The following is a 16,080-nucleotide window of genomic DNA, read 5'->3' on the forward strand; positions in this document are numbered from 1 at the left end:
GCTACCGGTCCCGGGGCTCAGACCTCGTGCAACCGCACCGAATGCTCGCGCGCGTGCTCGTGGAGTTCCGCATCGACCGGTCCGGCGATCACCAGGTCCGTGAGGGTCGCGATGGGGCAGATCCCCGCCAGGGCACGGTGTCCCACCTTCTCCGCGGTCGCGAGGCCCACCACCCGGCGGGAGTGGCTAATCATAGTGCGGGTCACCCCGGCCTCTGCGTCGGAATTGCAGGTCAGACCCGCCTGGACATCCAGGCCGATCATCCCGACGAACATGACGTCCAGCCACAGGTCCCGCATCGTGGCGGTGGCCAGCGGGCCGGTGAGCTCGAAGCTGTACGGCTCGGCCACACCGCCCAGCACCACCGTGCGCACCGCGGGGCGCAGGACCGCCTCGGTGGCGATGTTGAGCGCCGCGCACACCACCGTCAGGCCAGGCGCGCCGTCGCGGGCGTCGAGGTCGGTGCGGGAGACCACGCGGCGGGCCGTGGAGGTGGTGGTGCGGCCGCCGTTGAACCCGACGATCTGCCCGGGATCCACCAGGGCCGCGGCAGCGGTCGCCACCCGTTCCCGGGCCGCGGCGCCGTCGCCTCCGGAGCGCGGCGGGGTCGCCAGGGAGTACGCGACATCGATGGCGACCAGGCCACCATGGGTGCGTCGCGCCAGCTGCGCGCGCTCCATCTCCAGGAAGTCACGCCGCACGGTCGATTCGCTGATGCCCAGCTGCTCGGCTACCTGCGCGACCGAGAGGCGCTTGGACTCCGCCAGGAGACCCAGGATGTGGTCCCAGCGGCTCGACTTGTCGCGGGGGGCGTCGGGGAGGGATTTCACCTGTCCATTGTGCGCCGCGCCAGCAGGATCCCTGCCCCCACCGCCAGCACGGCCAAGGCGCCGACGCCGATCAGCAGCCACGGGGCCCCGCTCGACGGGGCTGGGGCGGGCTCAGGTGCGGTCGTGGGGCTCGGTGTGGGGGCGGGTGCTGAGGTGGCTGTGGCACTCGGGGTCGGCCCGTCCACCGTCACGCTGAGCGTGCCCTCGATCGGGTGCCCGTCGGAGGACACCACCCGCCACTGCACAGTGGAGGTGCCCGCCGGCAACGGCTGCTCCAGGTCCAGCGTCGCATCGAGGCCGTCCACCGTCGGCTCCCCCCGCTGCAGCTCGGTGCCGTCCGGACCTGTCACCACCACCAGGGAGCCGACGTCGAGGGGCTCCGAGGAGTACGTCAGGGTGATGCGCTCGGGCGACTCCTGGACGGTGGTGCCGTCAGCGGGATCCGAGGACACCAGCTGGTCGTGGGCGAGAGCCGCGGGGGCGACCGACACCCCCAGGACCAGCACCAGCAGGGACAGCAGGAGACGGGACAGACGGCGCATCCCCCCACCCTACGTGCCGTACGATGATCCGGCGCCCCCGTAGCTCAGGGGATAGAGCACCGCTCTCCTAAAGCGGGTGTCGCGCGTTCGAATCGCGCCGGGGGCACCACAGTGCCAGCAGCAGCCATCCGATGACGATCAGCAGCGCGCCGAGGCCGACGATTATCGTCGCCTGCGGCTGGACGTCCGTGGTCAGCTTCGTCTCGAAGGCCTGCACCACGCGCCCGACGATCGGTGCCCGGTCGAGGGCGTCGGGCACCAGGGCGGGGACCTGACCCAGCAGGTACCACAGCGTTCCCCCGGTGAGCAGGGCCGTCACACCGGTGACGATCAGCAGCGCCCGCCGGTGGGCCCCGATCAGCAGCCCGAGCATGGCGGCGACCAGCGCGATGGGCAGCAGCCGGTCCGCCCACACCGCCCACTGGGGCACCTGCTCCAGCCACGCCGGGCGAGCGAAGGTGGCGAGGGTGACCGTCATGTCCTCCGGAAGCGGGATGTCCAGCGGCAGCAGGTTCTCCACGGGGGCCGCGAGCGCTTCCGCCGCGGGCTGCAGATTCACCCGCACGGCCGGATCCTCCGGCCCGAACAGCGAGTCATGGAAGGCGGCCATCGACGCAGCCCACATGCGCTCATACACGTCGGTGCCGGTCAGTTTCGTCACCTGCTCCTCCACCAGGGGCTCCACCCGGGAGGACAGCCAGCGGGGGATGCGCGGGCTCCCGACGACCCGGGCTGCCGCCTCGTCGGCCACCTGGGTACGGAACTGCGGGTCGCTGCCCACCGGCACCGCCACAGCGAGAAAGCCCTCCCTGTCCACCACGTGACGGTCAAGCCACACGGCAGGCAGGGAGAGCGTTCCCAGAAGAGTCGCGGCGATCAGGAGGATCGCGCCGAGGACGTCGCGAAGGGGGCGCATGGCACGGAAGCCTAGGCCCCGGGCGCGTCAGCCGTCGATGCGGATGAAGGTCCAGTCGCCGGAGTAGATATTGCGCTCGGAGGTGTCCACGCGCGGGTTACCGGCGTCGACGAACTTGTTGCCACCGGCGTAGATACCCACGTGACCCGGCTTGTAGACGAGGTCACCGGGGCGAGCCTCCGAGCGGGGGATCACGCGGCCGGCCGCGGCCTGGGCGCCGGCGCTGTGGGGCAGATCGATACCGTGCTGGGCGTACACCCACGCGGTGAAGCCGGAGCAGTCCCAGCCGGACGGGGTGGAGCCGCCGTACACGTAGGGGACACCGATGCCGCTCCGGGCAGTGGCCAGGATGGAGCTGCCCTTGACGGCCTGCTGCGGGGCCTCGGAGGTCTCCTTCTTCGGGGCCTCCGACTCCTGGGCGGTCGGCTTCGGCGATGAAGTGGCCTTGGCCTTCTTCTTCGGCTTCGGGCTGGAGGTCTCACGCTGCGGCTCATCGCGACGCTCGCTGCGGTCGGCGCGGTCCTGGCTCTGGCGACGCTCGGCGGCCTTGGAACCCTGGGCGGGCTCCGCCGGGGTCGCCTCGCGGTCCTCGGCCGGCTGCGCGGGCTCCGCCGGGGTCGCCTCGCGGTCCTCGGCCGGCTGCGCGGGCTCCGCCGGGGTCGCGGCCCGATCCTCCCGCTCCTCAGCCGGGGCGGGCTTGGGCTTGGGCGCCGGCGCGGGAGCCTCGATGGTCACGGAGGCGCTGCCGGCGGTGGTCAGGCCGAACGCTGAGGCGGTGGCGGCCGGGGTGGCTGTAGCCACGGGGATCTCGACCGGGGCGGCGGCGACGGCGGGAGCCTCAGCCGGCTGGGCACCGGCGGCGGACTGCACGGCCGGGTCGTCGGCGGTGGCGGAGCCGGCGCCTGCCAGCAGCAGACCCACGGCGACGGCGGCGCCGGCGACACCGCGACCCGCACGGGTGGCGGGGGTGACGGCGCGGCCGGGGCGACGGTGGGCGTTCGCGAGGCGGTTCGACACGATCTCTCTCCTGTGCCCCCGGCGATCCGCCTGCGCACCTGAGGTCGACAGTCCCCTGGAACCGTTCCGGGTGCGCACGCGGGGGCCCGGGCCGGTGTGCCCGCGCTGCCGCGGGCGACTCCTCGACACTAGGCGTGGCCCGTGCGCCCGCACAGGGGGCCGGAACGACACTGGGGCAGAGTTTTGACCGCCCTTTACTCGCCGGTCAGCACCCGGCCGGAGATCTGCGACGCCGTGTCGTCGTCCAGGAGCAACCGCCCCGTCGCCGGGCCCCCGTCGACCTGCCCGACCTCCACAGCGCCCTCGGCGCGGCGTACGTGCAGGCGACCCCCGGGATGGACACCGAGCTCGGTCAACTCCCGCAGCAGACCCATATCGCTCTGCAACCGCTCCCCCAGTCGGTGCACCTCGACCTCGATCACGTGATCCGGGCGAGCGATCGACAGGAGCGACTTGACCGCTTCTTGACCGGGCGGCGTGGCGGCGGTCTCATCCAACACCACTCCCAGTTCGTCGAGGCCCGGGATCGGGTTGCCGTAGGGGTCGACGAACGGCGGCCGGATCCGCTCGGCGATGCGCCGCTCCACCGCTTCGCTCATGACGTGCTCCCAGCGGCAGGCCTCGTCGTGGAGCAGCACGTAGTCGAGGCCGAGATGGTCCTGGAGGTGACGCTCCGCAAGGCGATGCTTGCGCATGACCGCCGTGGCCGTGGCCTGACCGGCCGGAGTGAGGTGGATGCGCCGGTCGTCATCGAGGGTCAGCAGACCGTCACGCTCCATCCGGGCGACCGTCTGCGACACCGTGGGCCCGGAATGCCCCAGCCGCTCGGCGATCCGCGCACGCATCGGCGGGATACCCTGTTCTTCCAGTTCAAAGACCGTTTTCAGGTACATTTCGGTGGTGTCGATGAGATCGCCGCTCATGCCGCCCCTCCGTCGTCCGCGAACCGAGCCAGCATAGCCGCCGGTCCGCGCCGCTCTCGCCCTGACCACCTCGAAAGGACTCCCGTGGCCCGTACCTTCCCCCTCCTCCCTGCCCTGGTCACTGTCGGAGGCCTCGTCGCCGGTGTCGCCGGGGTGGCAGCCCTCACCGCGCCTGACCCCGTGACCGTGGTCCGCGTCGTCGACGGAGACACCCTGGTGGTGCGTCTGGACGGGACCGACACCACGGTCCGACTGCTGAACGTCGACGCACCCGAGACGAACCATCCCGAGGAGCCCGTGCAGTGCATGGGCCCGGAGGCCTCAGCCTGGTTGACCGAGCGGCTCCCTGCCGGCACCGAGGTGGAGCTCACCTTCGATGAGGAGCGCGAGGACCGTTACGGGCGCACCCTCGCGGGGGTGACGGAGGGCGGCGAGCTCATCAACGCGGAGCTGGCGCGCGCCGGGCTGGGCCTCCCGGTGTACTTCGCACCCAATGAGCTCTTCCTCGACGAGGTCACCGACGCGGCCGACGAGGCGCAGCGGACCGGGCAGGGCATCCACGATCCCCAGCGGGACTGCACGCTCCCGGCGCAGGTCGCAGCAGTGGAGCAGAAGGTCCAGGCCCTGCCCGCGACCCCGGCGGATCCCGCCGCCGCGGTGGACCAGGCGGTCGCCCTCGCCGAGGAGGCAGCCACCATGGCCGAGGCCCTCAGCTCGGGGGACCTCGCCGGGCTCGGAGCCGCGGTGTTCGTCGGTGCGCAGCTGCCCGACAGCGGTGTCGATGAGTTGGCGAAGCGGGCGAGGACGGCCGGCGACCAGGCGAAGACCCGCGCTCAGGAGTACCGCCGCCAAGTGAAGGCTGCAATGCCGACCCCGACGCCCACTCCGGCGCCGACCGAGAAGCCCGAGCGCACCAAGGAACCCGAACGCACCAAGGAACCCGAACGCACCAAGGAACCCGAACGCACCAAGGAACCCGAACGCACCAAGGAACCCGAACGCACCAAGAAGCCCGAACGCACCAAGGAACCCGAACGCACCAAGAAGCCCGAACGCACCAAGGAACCCGAACGGACGAAGGAACCCGAGCGCACCAAGGAACCCGAACGGACGAAGGAACCCGAACCGACCAAGAAGTCGTCGTCCGGGTCGTGCGAACCGTATGGTCCGGAGATCCCCTACTCCGATGATGGCGGGTACAGCGGGAAGCGGTACGGCATGCCGGGCGGCAAGACCTTCCGCAAGTGCCGGTGACCGACCCGGTTCAGGACTGGCCGGTCAGGAGGAAGACCACCACCGCCGTGCCGTTCGTGGAGAGGTGCATGAGGATCGGCACCCACAGTCGCCGATACCGAGACCAGGCCCAGCCGAAGGCAATACCTGTCGTGCCCTGGATCGCGATGACCTGGGCAGCGCCGAGCCCGAGGGCGCTTGCCACCCCGCCGCCCAGCAGCAGGCCGTGCGAGGGCAGGTGCATGAGGCCGAAGATCAGGCTCGCCAGCAGGATGCCCGGCCAGCGGCCGGTGAGAGCCTCCAGGCGAGTCTGCAGGAGCCGACGGTAAAAGACCTCTTCACCAATACCTGCGGTGACGGCGGTGGCTACCGCCCCGACAATCAGCATGCCCAGCGGATACTGTGCGAGATATGCGGTGCCCCTCTGCAGAGCCCGGGAGACGTCCATGGCGATCGCGAGGCCTACGGGCGCAAGCAACAGGGCGAGCGACACCGTCGGCCGCTGCCAACGCAGCGACGGACCGCCGCGCCTGGCCAGAACCCAGATGAGGGCAGGCGCAAGCGCCAGCAGGAGGAGAGCTTTGAGAAGGACGTAATCCTCGGGCAGCGGCAGCAGCGGCGCCAGCGCCGGGAAAGCAACAGCGATCCCCAGCAGGAGCAGCAGTTCGGTGCGCAGTCGGCCCGGCCGCAGCACCTGCACGAGCGACTCTCCCACCCGGGCAGCATGGTCCGCTGGCAGAGCGCGGGGCGGGCACAGTGAGACCGCTGCGATGATGAGCAGCGAAGGCAGCAGGACGAGCGGCAAAGGTGGGCGGTCGGCGCCCGGGTCGCTCGAGATGATGACGCCATCCGGCTGGGTGAGCCACGTGATCACCACCGCGGCGATCACCGCAGTGAGGAGCACACCGAGCAGGAGGGGCCTCCCCTTGCGAACGGGTGCGGCCCCTCCCCTGCGGTCGTTCGCGATGCTCAGCCCAGATCCCGGACGATCTCGCGCATGAGCTCAGCGGTCTCGGTCGGGGTCTTGCCGACCTTCACCCCGGCGGCCTCGAGGGCCTCCTTCTTCGCCTGCGCGGTGCCGGCGGAACCGGAGACGATCGCGCCAGCGTGACCCATGGTCTTGCCCTCGGGGGCGGTGAAGCCCGCGACGTAGCCGACCACCGGCTTGGTCATGTTCTCCGCGATGTACGCGGCGGCCCGCTCCTCGGCGTCGCCACCGATCTCACCGATCATCACCACGGCGACGGTCTCCGGATCCTTCTCGAAGGCCTCGAGCGCGTCGATGTGGGTGGTGCCGATGACCGGGTCACCGCCGATGCCGATGGCGGTGGTGAAGCCGATGTCGGACAGCTCGTACATCATCTGGTAGGTCAGGGTGCCGGACTTCGACACCAGGCCGAGCTTGCCGGGACCGGTGATGTTCGCCGGGATGATGCCGGCGTTGGACTTCCCGGGGCTGATGATGCCCGGGCAGTTCGGACCGATGATCCGCGTGGTGCCCTTCGCCTTGGCGTAGTTGAAGAACTCCGCGGAGTCCTTCACCGGGATGCCCTCGGTGATGACGATCAGCAGCTCGATGCCGGCGTCGACGGCCTCGATCGCAGCGTCCTTCGCGAACTTCGGCGGCACGAACACCACCGACACGTTCGCCCCGGTCTTCTCCATCGCCTCGGCGACGGACCCGAACACGGGGACGCTGTGCCCACCCTCGAAGTCCACGCTGGTGCCGGCCTTGCGCGGGTTCACACCCCCGACGACGTTCGTGCCGGAGTCCAGCATCCGCTGGGAGTGCTTCATGCCCTCCGAGCCGGTCATGCCCTGGACGATGATCTTGCTGTTCTCAGTGAGGAAGATCGACATGGTGCGCGGTGCTCACTTTCCGTTCGCGGCGAGCTCGGCCACCGAGGCCGCTCCGCCGTCCATGGTGTCGGCCAGGGTGACCAGGGGGTGGTTCGCCTCGTTCAGGATGGCGCGGCCCTCCTCGACCTTGTTGCCGTCGAGGCGCACCACCAGCGGCTTGGTGGCGGAATCGCCGAGCTTCTCCAGCGCGCCGACGATGCCCTTCGCGACCTGATCACAGGCCGTGATACCGCCGAACACGTTGACGAACACCGCCCGGACCTGCTCATCGCCGAGGATCACATCGAGGCCGTTGGCCATCACCTCGGCGGAGGCGCCGCCGCCGATGTCGAGGAAGTTCGCGGGCTTCACGCCGTGCTTCTCCCCCGCGTAGGCGACGACGTCGAGGGTCGACATGACCAGACCCGCGCCGTTGCCGATGATGCCGACCTCACCGTCGAGCTTGACGTAGTTCAGGTCGAGGGCCTTGGCCTTCGCCTCCAGCGGGTCCTCGGTGCGGGAGTCGACCAGGGCGGCGTGGTCCTCGTGGCGGAAGTCCGCGTTGTCATCGAGAGTGACCTTGCCGTCGAGCGCGAGGATCTCCCCGTCACCCGTCTTGACCAGTGGGTTCACCTCGACGAGGGTGGCGTCCTCCTCGCGGTAGACGTCCCACAGCTTCTGCAGCACCGGGACGACCTTCGCACCGGTCTCGGCGTCGAAACCGGCGGCCTCCACGATCTTCTGCGCGGTGGCCTCATCGATGCCGACGTTCGGATCGACCGCGATCTTCGCGAGCGCCTCGGGACGCTCCTCCGCCAGCTGCTCGATGTCCATGCCGCCCTCGACCGAGCACATCGCCAGGTAGGTGCGGTTCGCGCGGTCGAGCAGCAGGGAGAAGTAGTACTCCTCGGCGATGTCGGCACCCGCCGCGATCATCACGCGGTGCACCGTGTGGCCCTTGATGTCCATCCCGAGGATCTCCGAGGCGCGCTGCTCGGCCTCCTCCGGGGACTTCGCCACCTTCACACCGCCGGCCTTGCCGCGGCCACCGGTCTTCACCTGGGCCTTGACGACGACCACCGGGGTGCCGAGCTCTTCTGCGGCGGCCTTCGCGGCCGCCGGGTCCTCCGCGACGACTCCTCCGAGCACGGGCACCCCGTGCTTCTCGAAGAGGTCGCGGGCCTGGTATTCGAACAGGTCCACGGGTTCTGGGTCCTCTCGCTGTCGAGGGTGATGTCCTGCACACAGCCTAACCGGGCCCCTACGATGGCGAGGTGCGATCCTCCCACCCTGACCCGACGACGGAGGCCGCAGCTGACCGTGCCCGCACGTCCCGGCGGTCCTGGCACCGCCGCGCCACGAGACCGATCACCTGGTGGATGCTGGCGCTGATCGTGCTGGTCTGCGTCCACCCCTTCGTACCGCAGTCCCGATGGCTGCTGGTGCACATGGTGACCCTCGGTCTGCTGACGACATCGATCATGGTGTGGGGGCAGCATTTCGCCGAGGCTCTGCTGAAGACCCGCCTCGGCCCTGAAACACGGGACCGGCAGGTGCTGAGGATTCGGATCCTCACTGTCTCGATCGTCCTGACCTGCATCGGCATCGTGGGGTCCTGGCCTTTCGTTGTGGTTGTCGGTGCCGTTGGGGTCTCCGCGATGATCCTGTGGTTCGCGTTGTCTCTCATCTCCCAACTCCGCTCTGCACTGGCACCCCGTTACGCGTTCACCATTCGCGCCTACGTGATGGCGGCCTGCTTGCTGCCGCTGGGAGCGTTCCTGGGCACCGTTCTCGCGTTCAGCCCGGGAGAGCCATGGCAGGGGCGTCTGCTGCTCGCGCATCAGCTGCTGAACGTGCTGGGCTTTGTCGGGATCACGGTCAGTGGGACGCTGCTGACCCTGTGGCCCACGGTTCTCCGCACCTCGCTGACCGGCCCGCGGGTGGTCCGGGCCTCCCATGCGCTGCCGGTGATGCTCGGGGCTGTGTTGGGTGCTGTCGCCGGGGCCCTGTTCGGTATCCCCGCCCTCGGCATCGCGGCCGTGGGGGTCTATCTCGGGGCGCTGCTCTGGCTGGGGTTGCCCCTTGCGGGGGCCGCACGCCATTCGTGGTCACAGCAGCACCCGGCTCCGCTTCCGGTCTTCCCCATCCTGTCGATCGGGGCGGGTCTCGTGTGGTTCGCGGCCTCGGTCGCCGGGTTGCTCGCCCTGTGGGCTGGCTCTGACGGGCCCGTCGCTGAGTCTCTCCTCGCCGAGGACGTCAAGCGACTCACGGTGCCACTCGTCGTAGGTTTCGCCCTGCAGGTGCTGCTCGGGGCAATGAGCCACCTCATGCCCACGGTGATGGGAGGTGGCCCCCGCGCCGTCAAGGCCTCACTCGCCGTCATGTCCCGGGCGGCGGCGTTCCGGGTCGCCGTGCTCAACCTGGTGCTGCTGGTGGTCGTCGCGTGGGCCGGTCTCGGGTCGCTGTCACGGGTGCTTCTGTCCCTGGCGGCATTCGCGGTGCTCGTCTGGTTCGTGGTTCTCACCGTGCTGATGGTGCGCACCAACCTGCGGGTACGTCGCGAGACCACCCCCGAGCCCGCCCCAAGTACCCCCGCCATGGACCGACGTCACCTCACCGGCACCCTGCTCGGCGTCAGCAGCGTGGTGGGTCTGGCCGCCGTGGGAGCCGCCCTGGACCGGGCGCCAGGACCCCCGCGGGAGAACGCCGCCGGGGCTGTGCCCCCCACGGGGGAGACGACCACGCTGCAGGTGTCCATGGCGGACATGCGGTTCACCCCGGACACCCTGGAGGTGCCGGCCGGGAATGACCTGGTGATCGAGCTGGTCAACGACGACCCGTCGCAAGTGCATGACCTCGTGCTCGCCTCCGGTGCGACCTCAGGCCGACTGGCTCCGGGACAATCGACACGCCTCGAGGCCGGGGTGATCAGCGCCCCCGTGGAGGGCTGGTGCTCGATCGTCGGCCATCGCTCGATGGGCATGACCTTGACCATCGCACCGATCGGAGTCGGCCCCCAGGTTCACAGCTCCCCCGCTACGGGCAGTACCGATCCCCTGGCCCCAGTCGCTCTGGATCTGAACGCCGCCCCGGGGGCCGACCACGTCCGCCGTGACCCGACGATCCCGGAGGATCCCGGCACCTCGCAGCGGCTCGCCCTGGAGATCAGCGAACACGAGCGGGAGATCGCCCCGGGCGTGATGCTGCAGGCGATGACCTTCGGCGGCCAGGTCGTGGGCCCCGTCTTGCGCTCCCGCCTCGGTGGACGGCTCACGGTGGACCTCGTGAACAACGGCTCGATGGGGCATTCCCTGGACATGCACGCGGGCCGTGTCGCGCCCGATGAGGTGATGCGCACGATCCCTCCCGGCGAGTCCCTCGAGTACTCGATCACCACGGACTATGCGGGTATCTGGCTGTACCACTGCTCGACGATGCCCATGTCGGTCCACCTCGCGGCCGGCATGGTCGGCGCGCTCATCGTCCCGCCCGAGGGTCTTGCCGCGGTCGATCAGGAATGGGTGCTCGTCCAATCCGACCACTACCTCGAACCGACGGCGGACCCCGCACATGCGGTGAGCCCCGCGAAGATCGCCGCCGAGCGCCCCGACGCCACCGTCTTCAACGGTCACGCGAACCAGTATGTGCACGAGCCGCTGCAGGCGAAGGTGGGCGAGCGCGTCCGGATCTGGGTGCTCGCCGCGGGGCCGTCCCGAGGGATCAGCTTCCATGTCGTCGGCGGAATCTTCGACACGGTGTTCAAGGAGGGCGACTATCTGCTGCACCCCGACACGCCGACCGGCGGCGGCTCGCAGGCCCTGCACCTGGGGCCCGCACAGGGCGGATTCGTGGAGCTGGTGTTCGCCGAACCCGGGACCTACACGGCGGTGAACCACAACTTCGCCGACATGGAGCGCGGGGCCCGAGCCCTCATCACCGTCAGCGAGTGATCGCCGTGCCCCTACGATGGCGGAGTGCGATCCTCCGGCAGCATGACCCAACGACTGCGCGACACGCTCGTCTTCAGCGTCATCGCGATCCTCCTTCTCACCGTGGTGCTGAGGTTCCTCGGGCTGCGCTCCTCCTTCGCCAGCATCATCCTGTCGATCCTGATCACCGTCGGACTGAACCTCGCTCTGTCGGCCTGGGCCGACCACCGCGCCCGCACCCGCCGCGACCATGGGTGACTGGCAGGTCTACGCGAAGGCCGCCGGCCGCACGGCCCGGAAGCAGGCCGCGGCCGGGGCGGCCCACGCCCGCCGTGACGCCGCCGCCTACGCGGTGGTCGCGGACCGCCACGCCCGTCGTGCGCGGCTCGGTGTCCGCCTGCGCGACGCCGTGCGGGACACCCTTCTCATCGGCGTGTCCCTGCTGATCCTGTGGTTCGTCATCACCCGCACCGGGGCCCGCATCCCCGTCACCTGGGTACTCGCCGCGATGCTGGTGCTGGTGGTAGTGCGCATCGGCTACGCCCTGATGGGCAGACGCTGAGCCCTACAGCTTCGTGATCGGCGCGTAGCGCAACAGCAGCCGTTTGCGTCCGGTGGGCTCACGGAACACGATCTCCACCTGGGTCCTGTCACCCTCGCCCGACACCGCCGCGACGGTGCCCATCCCGAAGGTGTCGTGGGTGACGCGGTCCCCGACCGTGAGGCTCGGCAGATCCGCGGTGCGCGTGGGCGTGCGGCCCGACCCGAACGACGGACGGGAGATGTCGCGGCGCCCACCCCCGACACCCAGCCCCGTCACCGACGGGCCACGGGCGATGGACCCGGCGAAAGAGCCCCCATAGCTGGAACCCGCCCGGGCGACATCGAGCACCTGTCCGGGCACCTCGTCGAGGAAGCGACTGGCCGGCATGAACTGCGGGGCGCCCCAGGCGGCGCGCATCTGGGCGCGCGTGAGGTACAGCTTCTCCCGGGCGCGGGTGATGCCGACGTACGCCAGGCGCCGCTCCTCCTCCAGCTGCTGCGGGTCCTGCAGGGACCGCTGATGCGGGAAGGTGCCGTCCTCCATCCCGGTGAGGAACACCACCGGGAACTCCAGACCCTTCGCGGTGTGGAGGGTCATGAGGGTGACGAAGTTGTCCTCCCCCTCCGGCAGCTGATCGGAATCCGCCACCAGGGACACCTTCTCCAGGAAGCGGTCCAGCAGCGGCGCCTCCGGGTCGTCGACCTCCGGCAGCGCGGCCTCACCCTCCTCGGCGTACTCACTCGCCGCGGCGGCCTCGGCCTCGACCTGGGCCTCGAACTCGGCGGCCACCGACACCAGCTCCGCGAGGTTCTCCAGCCGCGACTCGTCCTGCGGGTCGTCGCTGGACTGCAGTTCCGCGGTGTACCCGGAGCGGTCCAGCACCGCCTCCAGCAGCGCCGCCGGCCCCTCACCGATCCGTTCGCGCAGCTCATCGATCATCTGCACGAAGCTGCGGATCGCCCCCAGGGAGCGGGTGGCGATCCCCGGGGCCTCCTCGGCGCGGCGCAGGGCCTCGGCGAAACCGATCCGCTCCTGCTCCGCCAGCAGCGCCACGGCGGCCTCGGCGCGGTCACCGATGCCGCGCTTGGGCACGTTGAGGATGCGCCGCAGGTTGATCTCGTCGTCGCGGTTCTGCAGCACATGCAGGTACGCGATGGCGTCCTTGATCTCCCGCCGCTCGTAGAAGCGGGTGCCGCCGATCACCCGGTACGGCAATCCCATCCGCACCAGCTGGTCCTCCAGGGAGCGCGACTGTGCGTTGGTGCGGTAGAACACCGCGATGTCCCCGGTGGAGCGGCCCGCATCCACCAGAGCGTCGATCTGTCGGCCGATGTACCGGGCCTCTGCCTGGTCATCGTCGGCCACATACAGGGTGATCGGGTCGCCCTCGCCCGCGGCCGTCCACAGGGTCTTGTCGCGACGGTGCGGGTTCTCACGGATCACCGCGTTCGCGGCGGTGAGGATGTTCTGGGTGGAGCGGTAGTTCTGCTCCAGCACGATGGTCCGGGCCGAGGGGAAGTCCTGCTCGAACTCGATGATGTTGCGGATGGTGGCGCCGCGGAAGGCGTAGATCGACTGGTCGGAGTCACCCACCACGGTGAGGTCCGCGGTCGGGTCGTCTCCGACGAGCTCCCGCACCAGGGCGTACTGGGCGGCGTTGGTGTCCTGGTACTCGTCGACCAGAACGTGCCGGAACCGCCGCCGGTACGACTCCCGCACCGCCGGGTTCTCCCGCAGCAGCTGCACCGTCAGGCCGATCAGGTCGTCGAAGTCGACGGCGTTCGCCTGCCGCAGCCGCTCCGTGTACGCCGTGTAGACCGCCGCCAGGGTCTTCTCCCACGGATTGCGGGAGGACTCCGCCGCATCGGCCGTGTCGATCGGATCCACCAGGTCGTTCTTCCAGGAGGAGATCCGGGCGGCGATCCCGCGGGGCGGGTTCTTCTTCACGTCCAGGCCCTGGTCCTTGGCGATCGAGGTGATCAGGCGCAGGGAGTCGGCGGCGTCGTAGATGGTGAAGCTGCTGCGCAGTCCCGCGGCCTCGGCCTCCCGCCGCAGGATCCGCACGCAGGCGGAGTGGAAGGTCGACACCCACATCCCGCGGGCGGCGGGCCCGACGAGCTCCTCGACCCGCTCCCGCATCTCCGCCGCGGCCTTGTTGGTGAAGGTGATGGCGAGGATCTCCCCCGGCAGGGCTTCCCGGGTGGCCAGCAGATGGGCGATGCGCCGGGTCAGCACCCGCGTCTTGCCCGAACCGGCACCCGCGACGATCAGCAGCGGCGACCCCCGGTGTTCGACCGCCTCCCGCTGCGGCGGGTTCAGCCCGTCCACCAGGGCGTGCAGATCCGGCCCCGGCGCCGGGCGGGCCACGAGGTCCGCGGGCAGGGGGATGTCATCGAAGAGGTAGGAGCCCATGTCCGCACCAGGATAGTTCGCGGCCCCGTGGGAGACTCGGCCCATGCCGACCACCACCCCTGAGGACCTGGTCTACGCGCGTCTGACCCGCCCCCGACGCCCCCCGGTGCTGCGGACGCTGCTGTCCCTGGCACTGGCGGTGCTCCTCATCGGGGTGGTGCTGCCGTGGCTGCTGGACGTGTCCTGGCCGCAGATCCTGCGCGTCGTGGGGGCGGCCGATCCGCTGCTGGTCGGGGTGATGGTGCTGGTGGGCGCGGGTACCCTGCTGTGCGAGGTGGGGGCGCTGCGCGCGGCCATGCTGCCACTGCGGGGGGCCGAGGCGCTGCGCCTGGGCACCGCTCTGCAGGCCCTCGCCCTGGCCGTACCCGGGGGCGGCCCGATCGGCATCGCGGCCCTGCTGGTCGCGGTGCGCCGCCGCGGGGTGAGCGTCGCGGACGCCCTGACGGGAGTCGCGATCCTCAGTCTGATGGACCTGCTGCTCTCATCCCTGTTGCCCCTGGTGGGGGCCGTCGCCCTGACGATCGCGGATGCCGGGCCACTGTGGCTGCGGCTGGTGCTGGCCGTGAGCGGCGTACTGGGCCTCGGCCTCGGGGGTGCGGTGCTCGCCCTGCTGCTGCGGCCGGGCTCCCTCGATGGGGTGCTGGCACGTCTGGAGTTCCTGCCGCCGGAGAGCGCGCGGGAGCTGGTACGCACTCAGCAGTTCCGCAGCCGTCGCCTCCTGGCGGAGCACGGCCTGGCAGTGGCCGGTCTCCCGGTGGCATCGCGGCTGTTGCAGCTTGTGGCCTGGTTCCTCGCCCTGGCCGCGACCGGGGTCGCCGTCGGTCCGGCCGCCGCGATCGGGGTCTTCGCGCTGGGGCGCTCCCTGGCGCAGCTGCCGCTCACCCCCGGCGGCACCGGCATCACCGAGGCGGCCTCCGCCGCCGCGCTGTCCACGCTCGGGGTGGATGCGGCCGAGGCCGCCGCCGCGTCCCTGCTGCCGTCGCTCGCCCTGGTGGTGCTGCCGCTGGTGCTCGGGGCGTTCACCGCGCCGACGCTGCTGCGCCGGGAGCGCTGAGGCCGTCGAGAAACGTCTCCACCCGACGAATCGCTCGCTCCCGCACCGCCGACTCGGAGAGGAACACGTCGTGCCGGGCCCCGGGGATCGCCTCCACCTGCACCTGCGGTCCCAGCCGCCGAGCGGCCCGCGCGAGGGTGCGCACGTCCAGCACCGTGTCGGCCCGGCGCATGCCCTCACGGAACCGGGGGCCGAGCAGTGACCGGTCGGAATGGAGCACCAGCGTCGGCAGGGTGATCGCCGGGGCGTGACGCAGCAGATGCTGGGCCTCCAGCACGGCACCGAGAGTGCTCAGCGGCAGGGGGTGACCCCGGGCCGGTTTCCACTCCAGATCGAAATCGTACGTTCCGCCGTAGTCGCGGTGCACCGTCCGGGCGTAATGCGACCATCCCCGCGGCAGGGCGCGCCCCGGCCGGGCCAGCCTCGCCACCGGCCGGCGGGCCACCCGCCCCAGCCAGGTGGTCAGGTGCATGTCGAGCCACGGTGAGTTCAACACGAGGCCGCGGATGCTCCACGGGTACCGGGCCGCCCAAAGCGCGGCGACGAGCCCACCCGTGGAATGCGCCACCAGCACCGGTGGCCGGTGTCGGCCGATGACGGTGAGGGCCGCGCCGATCTCGTCGTCGAGGTCCAGCAGGGAATCGATGGCCGTCGGGGTCTGCCCGGGGCGCAGGCTGCGGCCGTGCTTGCGCAGGTCCAGCGCCCACACGTCATGGCCGCGGGCGGCGAGGCGCTCCAGCAGTGGACGGTCGAAGACGTAGTCGGACCAGCCGTGGAGCACCAGCACCGGCTCCCCGTCGGCCGGGCCGTCACGATGCACCAGAACAGCGAGGAGCTCCCC

Annotated in this window: 14 protein-coding genes and 1 tRNA gene; 6 read left to right on the top strand and 9 right to left on the bottom strand. The window is 70.7% G+C overall.

Features of this window, described 5'->3' with window-relative positions:
• Window positions 1-17: 17 nt before the first annotated feature.
• Both JSY14_RS04640 and JSY14_RS12405 read right to left on the bottom strand, forming a co-directional pair.
• Window positions 18-830, bottom strand: a complete 813-nt coding sequence (locus JSY14_RS04640; protein WP_259557587.1) for a DeoR/GlpR family DNA-binding transcription regulator — start codon at window positions 828-830, stop codon at window positions 18-20.
• Window positions 827-1,372: a copper resistance CopC family protein gene (locus JSY14_RS12405; RefSeq protein WP_285892249.1), complete on the bottom strand. Its 546-nt coding sequence runs from the start codon at window positions 1,370-1,372 to the stop codon at window positions 827-829. The genes JSY14_RS04640 and JSY14_RS12405 overlap by 4 nt, the downstream gene beginning before the upstream one ends.
• Window positions 1,373-1,405: 33 nt before the next feature.
• Here JSY14_RS12405 and JSY14_RS04655 point away from each other — a divergent pair.
• Window positions 1,406-1,481 (top strand) — tRNA-Arg (locus JSY14_RS04655).
• An 834-nt stretch (window positions 1,482-2,315) separates the two neighbouring features.
• Here JSY14_RS04655 and JSY14_RS04660 read toward each other — a convergent pair.
• Both JSY14_RS04660 and JSY14_RS04665 read right to left on the bottom strand, forming a co-directional pair.
• Complete coding sequence (locus tag JSY14_RS04660; RefSeq protein WP_259557588.1) at window positions 2,316-3,305, bottom strand: C40 family peptidase; 990 nt, start codon at window positions 3,303-3,305, stop codon at window positions 2,316-2,318.
• A gap of 194 nt (window positions 3,306-3,499) precedes the next feature.
• Window positions 3,500-4,228 (bottom strand): metal-dependent transcriptional regulator, encoded by a 729-nt coding sequence (locus tag JSY14_RS04665; protein ID WP_259557589.1) that lies wholly within the window; start codon window positions 4,226-4,228, stop codon window positions 3,500-3,502.
• 84 nt (window positions 4,229-4,312) lie between these two features.
• On the opposite strand from JSY14_RS04665, the gene JSY14_RS04670 reads away from it, so the two are divergent.
• Complete coding sequence (locus tag JSY14_RS04670) at window positions 4,313-5,482, top strand: thermonuclease family protein (protein ID WP_259557590.1); 1,170 nt, start codon at window positions 4,313-4,315, stop codon at window positions 5,480-5,482.
• A 10-nt stretch (window positions 5,483-5,492) separates the two neighbouring features.
• On the opposite strand, the gene JSY14_RS04675 is transcribed toward JSY14_RS04670, so the two are convergent.
• The 3 genes from JSY14_RS04675 to sucC form a co-directional block, all read right to left on the bottom strand.
• On the bottom strand, window positions 5,493-6,365 hold the full coding sequence (locus tag JSY14_RS04675; RefSeq protein ID WP_259557591.1) for a CPBP family intramembrane glutamic endopeptidase: 873 nt from the start codon (window positions 6,363-6,365) through the stop codon (window positions 5,493-5,495).
• 65 nt (window positions 6,366-6,430) lie between these two features.
• Window positions 6,431-7,321, bottom strand: a complete 891-nt coding sequence (gene sucD, locus JSY14_RS04680; RefSeq protein WP_259557592.1) for a succinate--CoA ligase subunit alpha — start codon at window positions 7,319-7,321, stop codon at window positions 6,431-6,433.
• Between the two features lie 12 nt (window positions 7,322-7,333).
• Complete coding sequence (sucC, locus tag JSY14_RS04685; protein ID WP_259557593.1) at window positions 7,334-8,503, bottom strand: ADP-forming succinate--CoA ligase subunit beta; 1,170 nt, start codon at window positions 8,501-8,503, stop codon at window positions 7,334-7,336.
• Between the two features lie 71 nt (window positions 8,504-8,574).
• Here sucC and JSY14_RS04690 point away from each other — a divergent pair, with 71 nt between their 5' ends.
• From JSY14_RS04690 to JSY14_RS04700, 3 genes are read left to right on the top strand one after another with little or no spacing between them, the layout of a single operon-like run.
• A complete protein-coding gene (locus JSY14_RS04690) occupies window positions 8,575-11,250 on the top strand; it encodes a cupredoxin domain-containing protein (RefSeq protein ID WP_349773588.1) in 2,676 nt (891 codons plus the stop codon).
• 42 nt (window positions 11,251-11,292) lie between these two features.
• Complete coding sequence (locus JSY14_RS04695; RefSeq protein ID WP_259557594.1) at window positions 11,293-11,487, top strand: hypothetical protein; 195 nt, start codon at window positions 11,293-11,295, stop codon at window positions 11,485-11,487.
• Window positions 11,480-11,791: a hypothetical protein gene (locus tag JSY14_RS04700; protein ID WP_259557595.1), complete on the top strand. Its 312-nt coding sequence runs from the start codon at window positions 11,480-11,482 to the stop codon at window positions 11,789-11,791. Before JSY14_RS04695 ends, JSY14_RS04700 begins: the two co-directional genes overlap by 8 nt.
• A gap of 3 nt (window positions 11,792-11,794) precedes the next feature.
• Here the strand turns inward: JSY14_RS04700 and pcrA are convergent, their stop codons facing one another.
• The gene (gene pcrA, locus JSY14_RS04705) at window positions 11,795-14,185 is read right to left on the bottom strand and encodes a DNA helicase PcrA (protein ID WP_259557596.1); all 2,391 of its coding nucleotides are present in this window, start codon (window positions 14,183-14,185) and stop codon (window positions 11,795-11,797) included.
• Between the two features lie 43 nt (window positions 14,186-14,228).
• On the opposite strand from pcrA, the gene JSY14_RS04710 reads away from it, so the two are divergent.
• The gene (locus JSY14_RS04710; RefSeq protein ID WP_259557597.1) at window positions 14,229-15,239 is read left to right on the top strand and encodes a flippase-like domain-containing protein; all 1,011 of its coding nucleotides are present in this window, start codon (window positions 14,229-14,231) and stop codon (window positions 15,237-15,239) included.
• On the opposite strand, the gene JSY14_RS04715 is transcribed toward JSY14_RS04710, so the two are convergent.
• Window positions 15,205-16,059, bottom strand: coding sequence for an alpha/beta hydrolase (locus JSY14_RS04715; RefSeq protein WP_259557598.1), 855 nt, complete (start codon window positions 16,057-16,059; stop codon window positions 15,205-15,207). The two genes, JSY14_RS04710 and JSY14_RS04715, sit on opposite strands and share 35 nt — an antisense overlap.
• Window positions 16,060-16,080: the final 21 nt, after the last annotated feature.

The organism is Brachybacterium sillae, assembly GCF_025028335.1.
In the GTDB taxonomy this organism is placed as follows: Bacteria; Actinomycetota; Actinomycetes; order Actinomycetales; family Dermabacteraceae; genus Brachybacterium; species Brachybacterium sillae.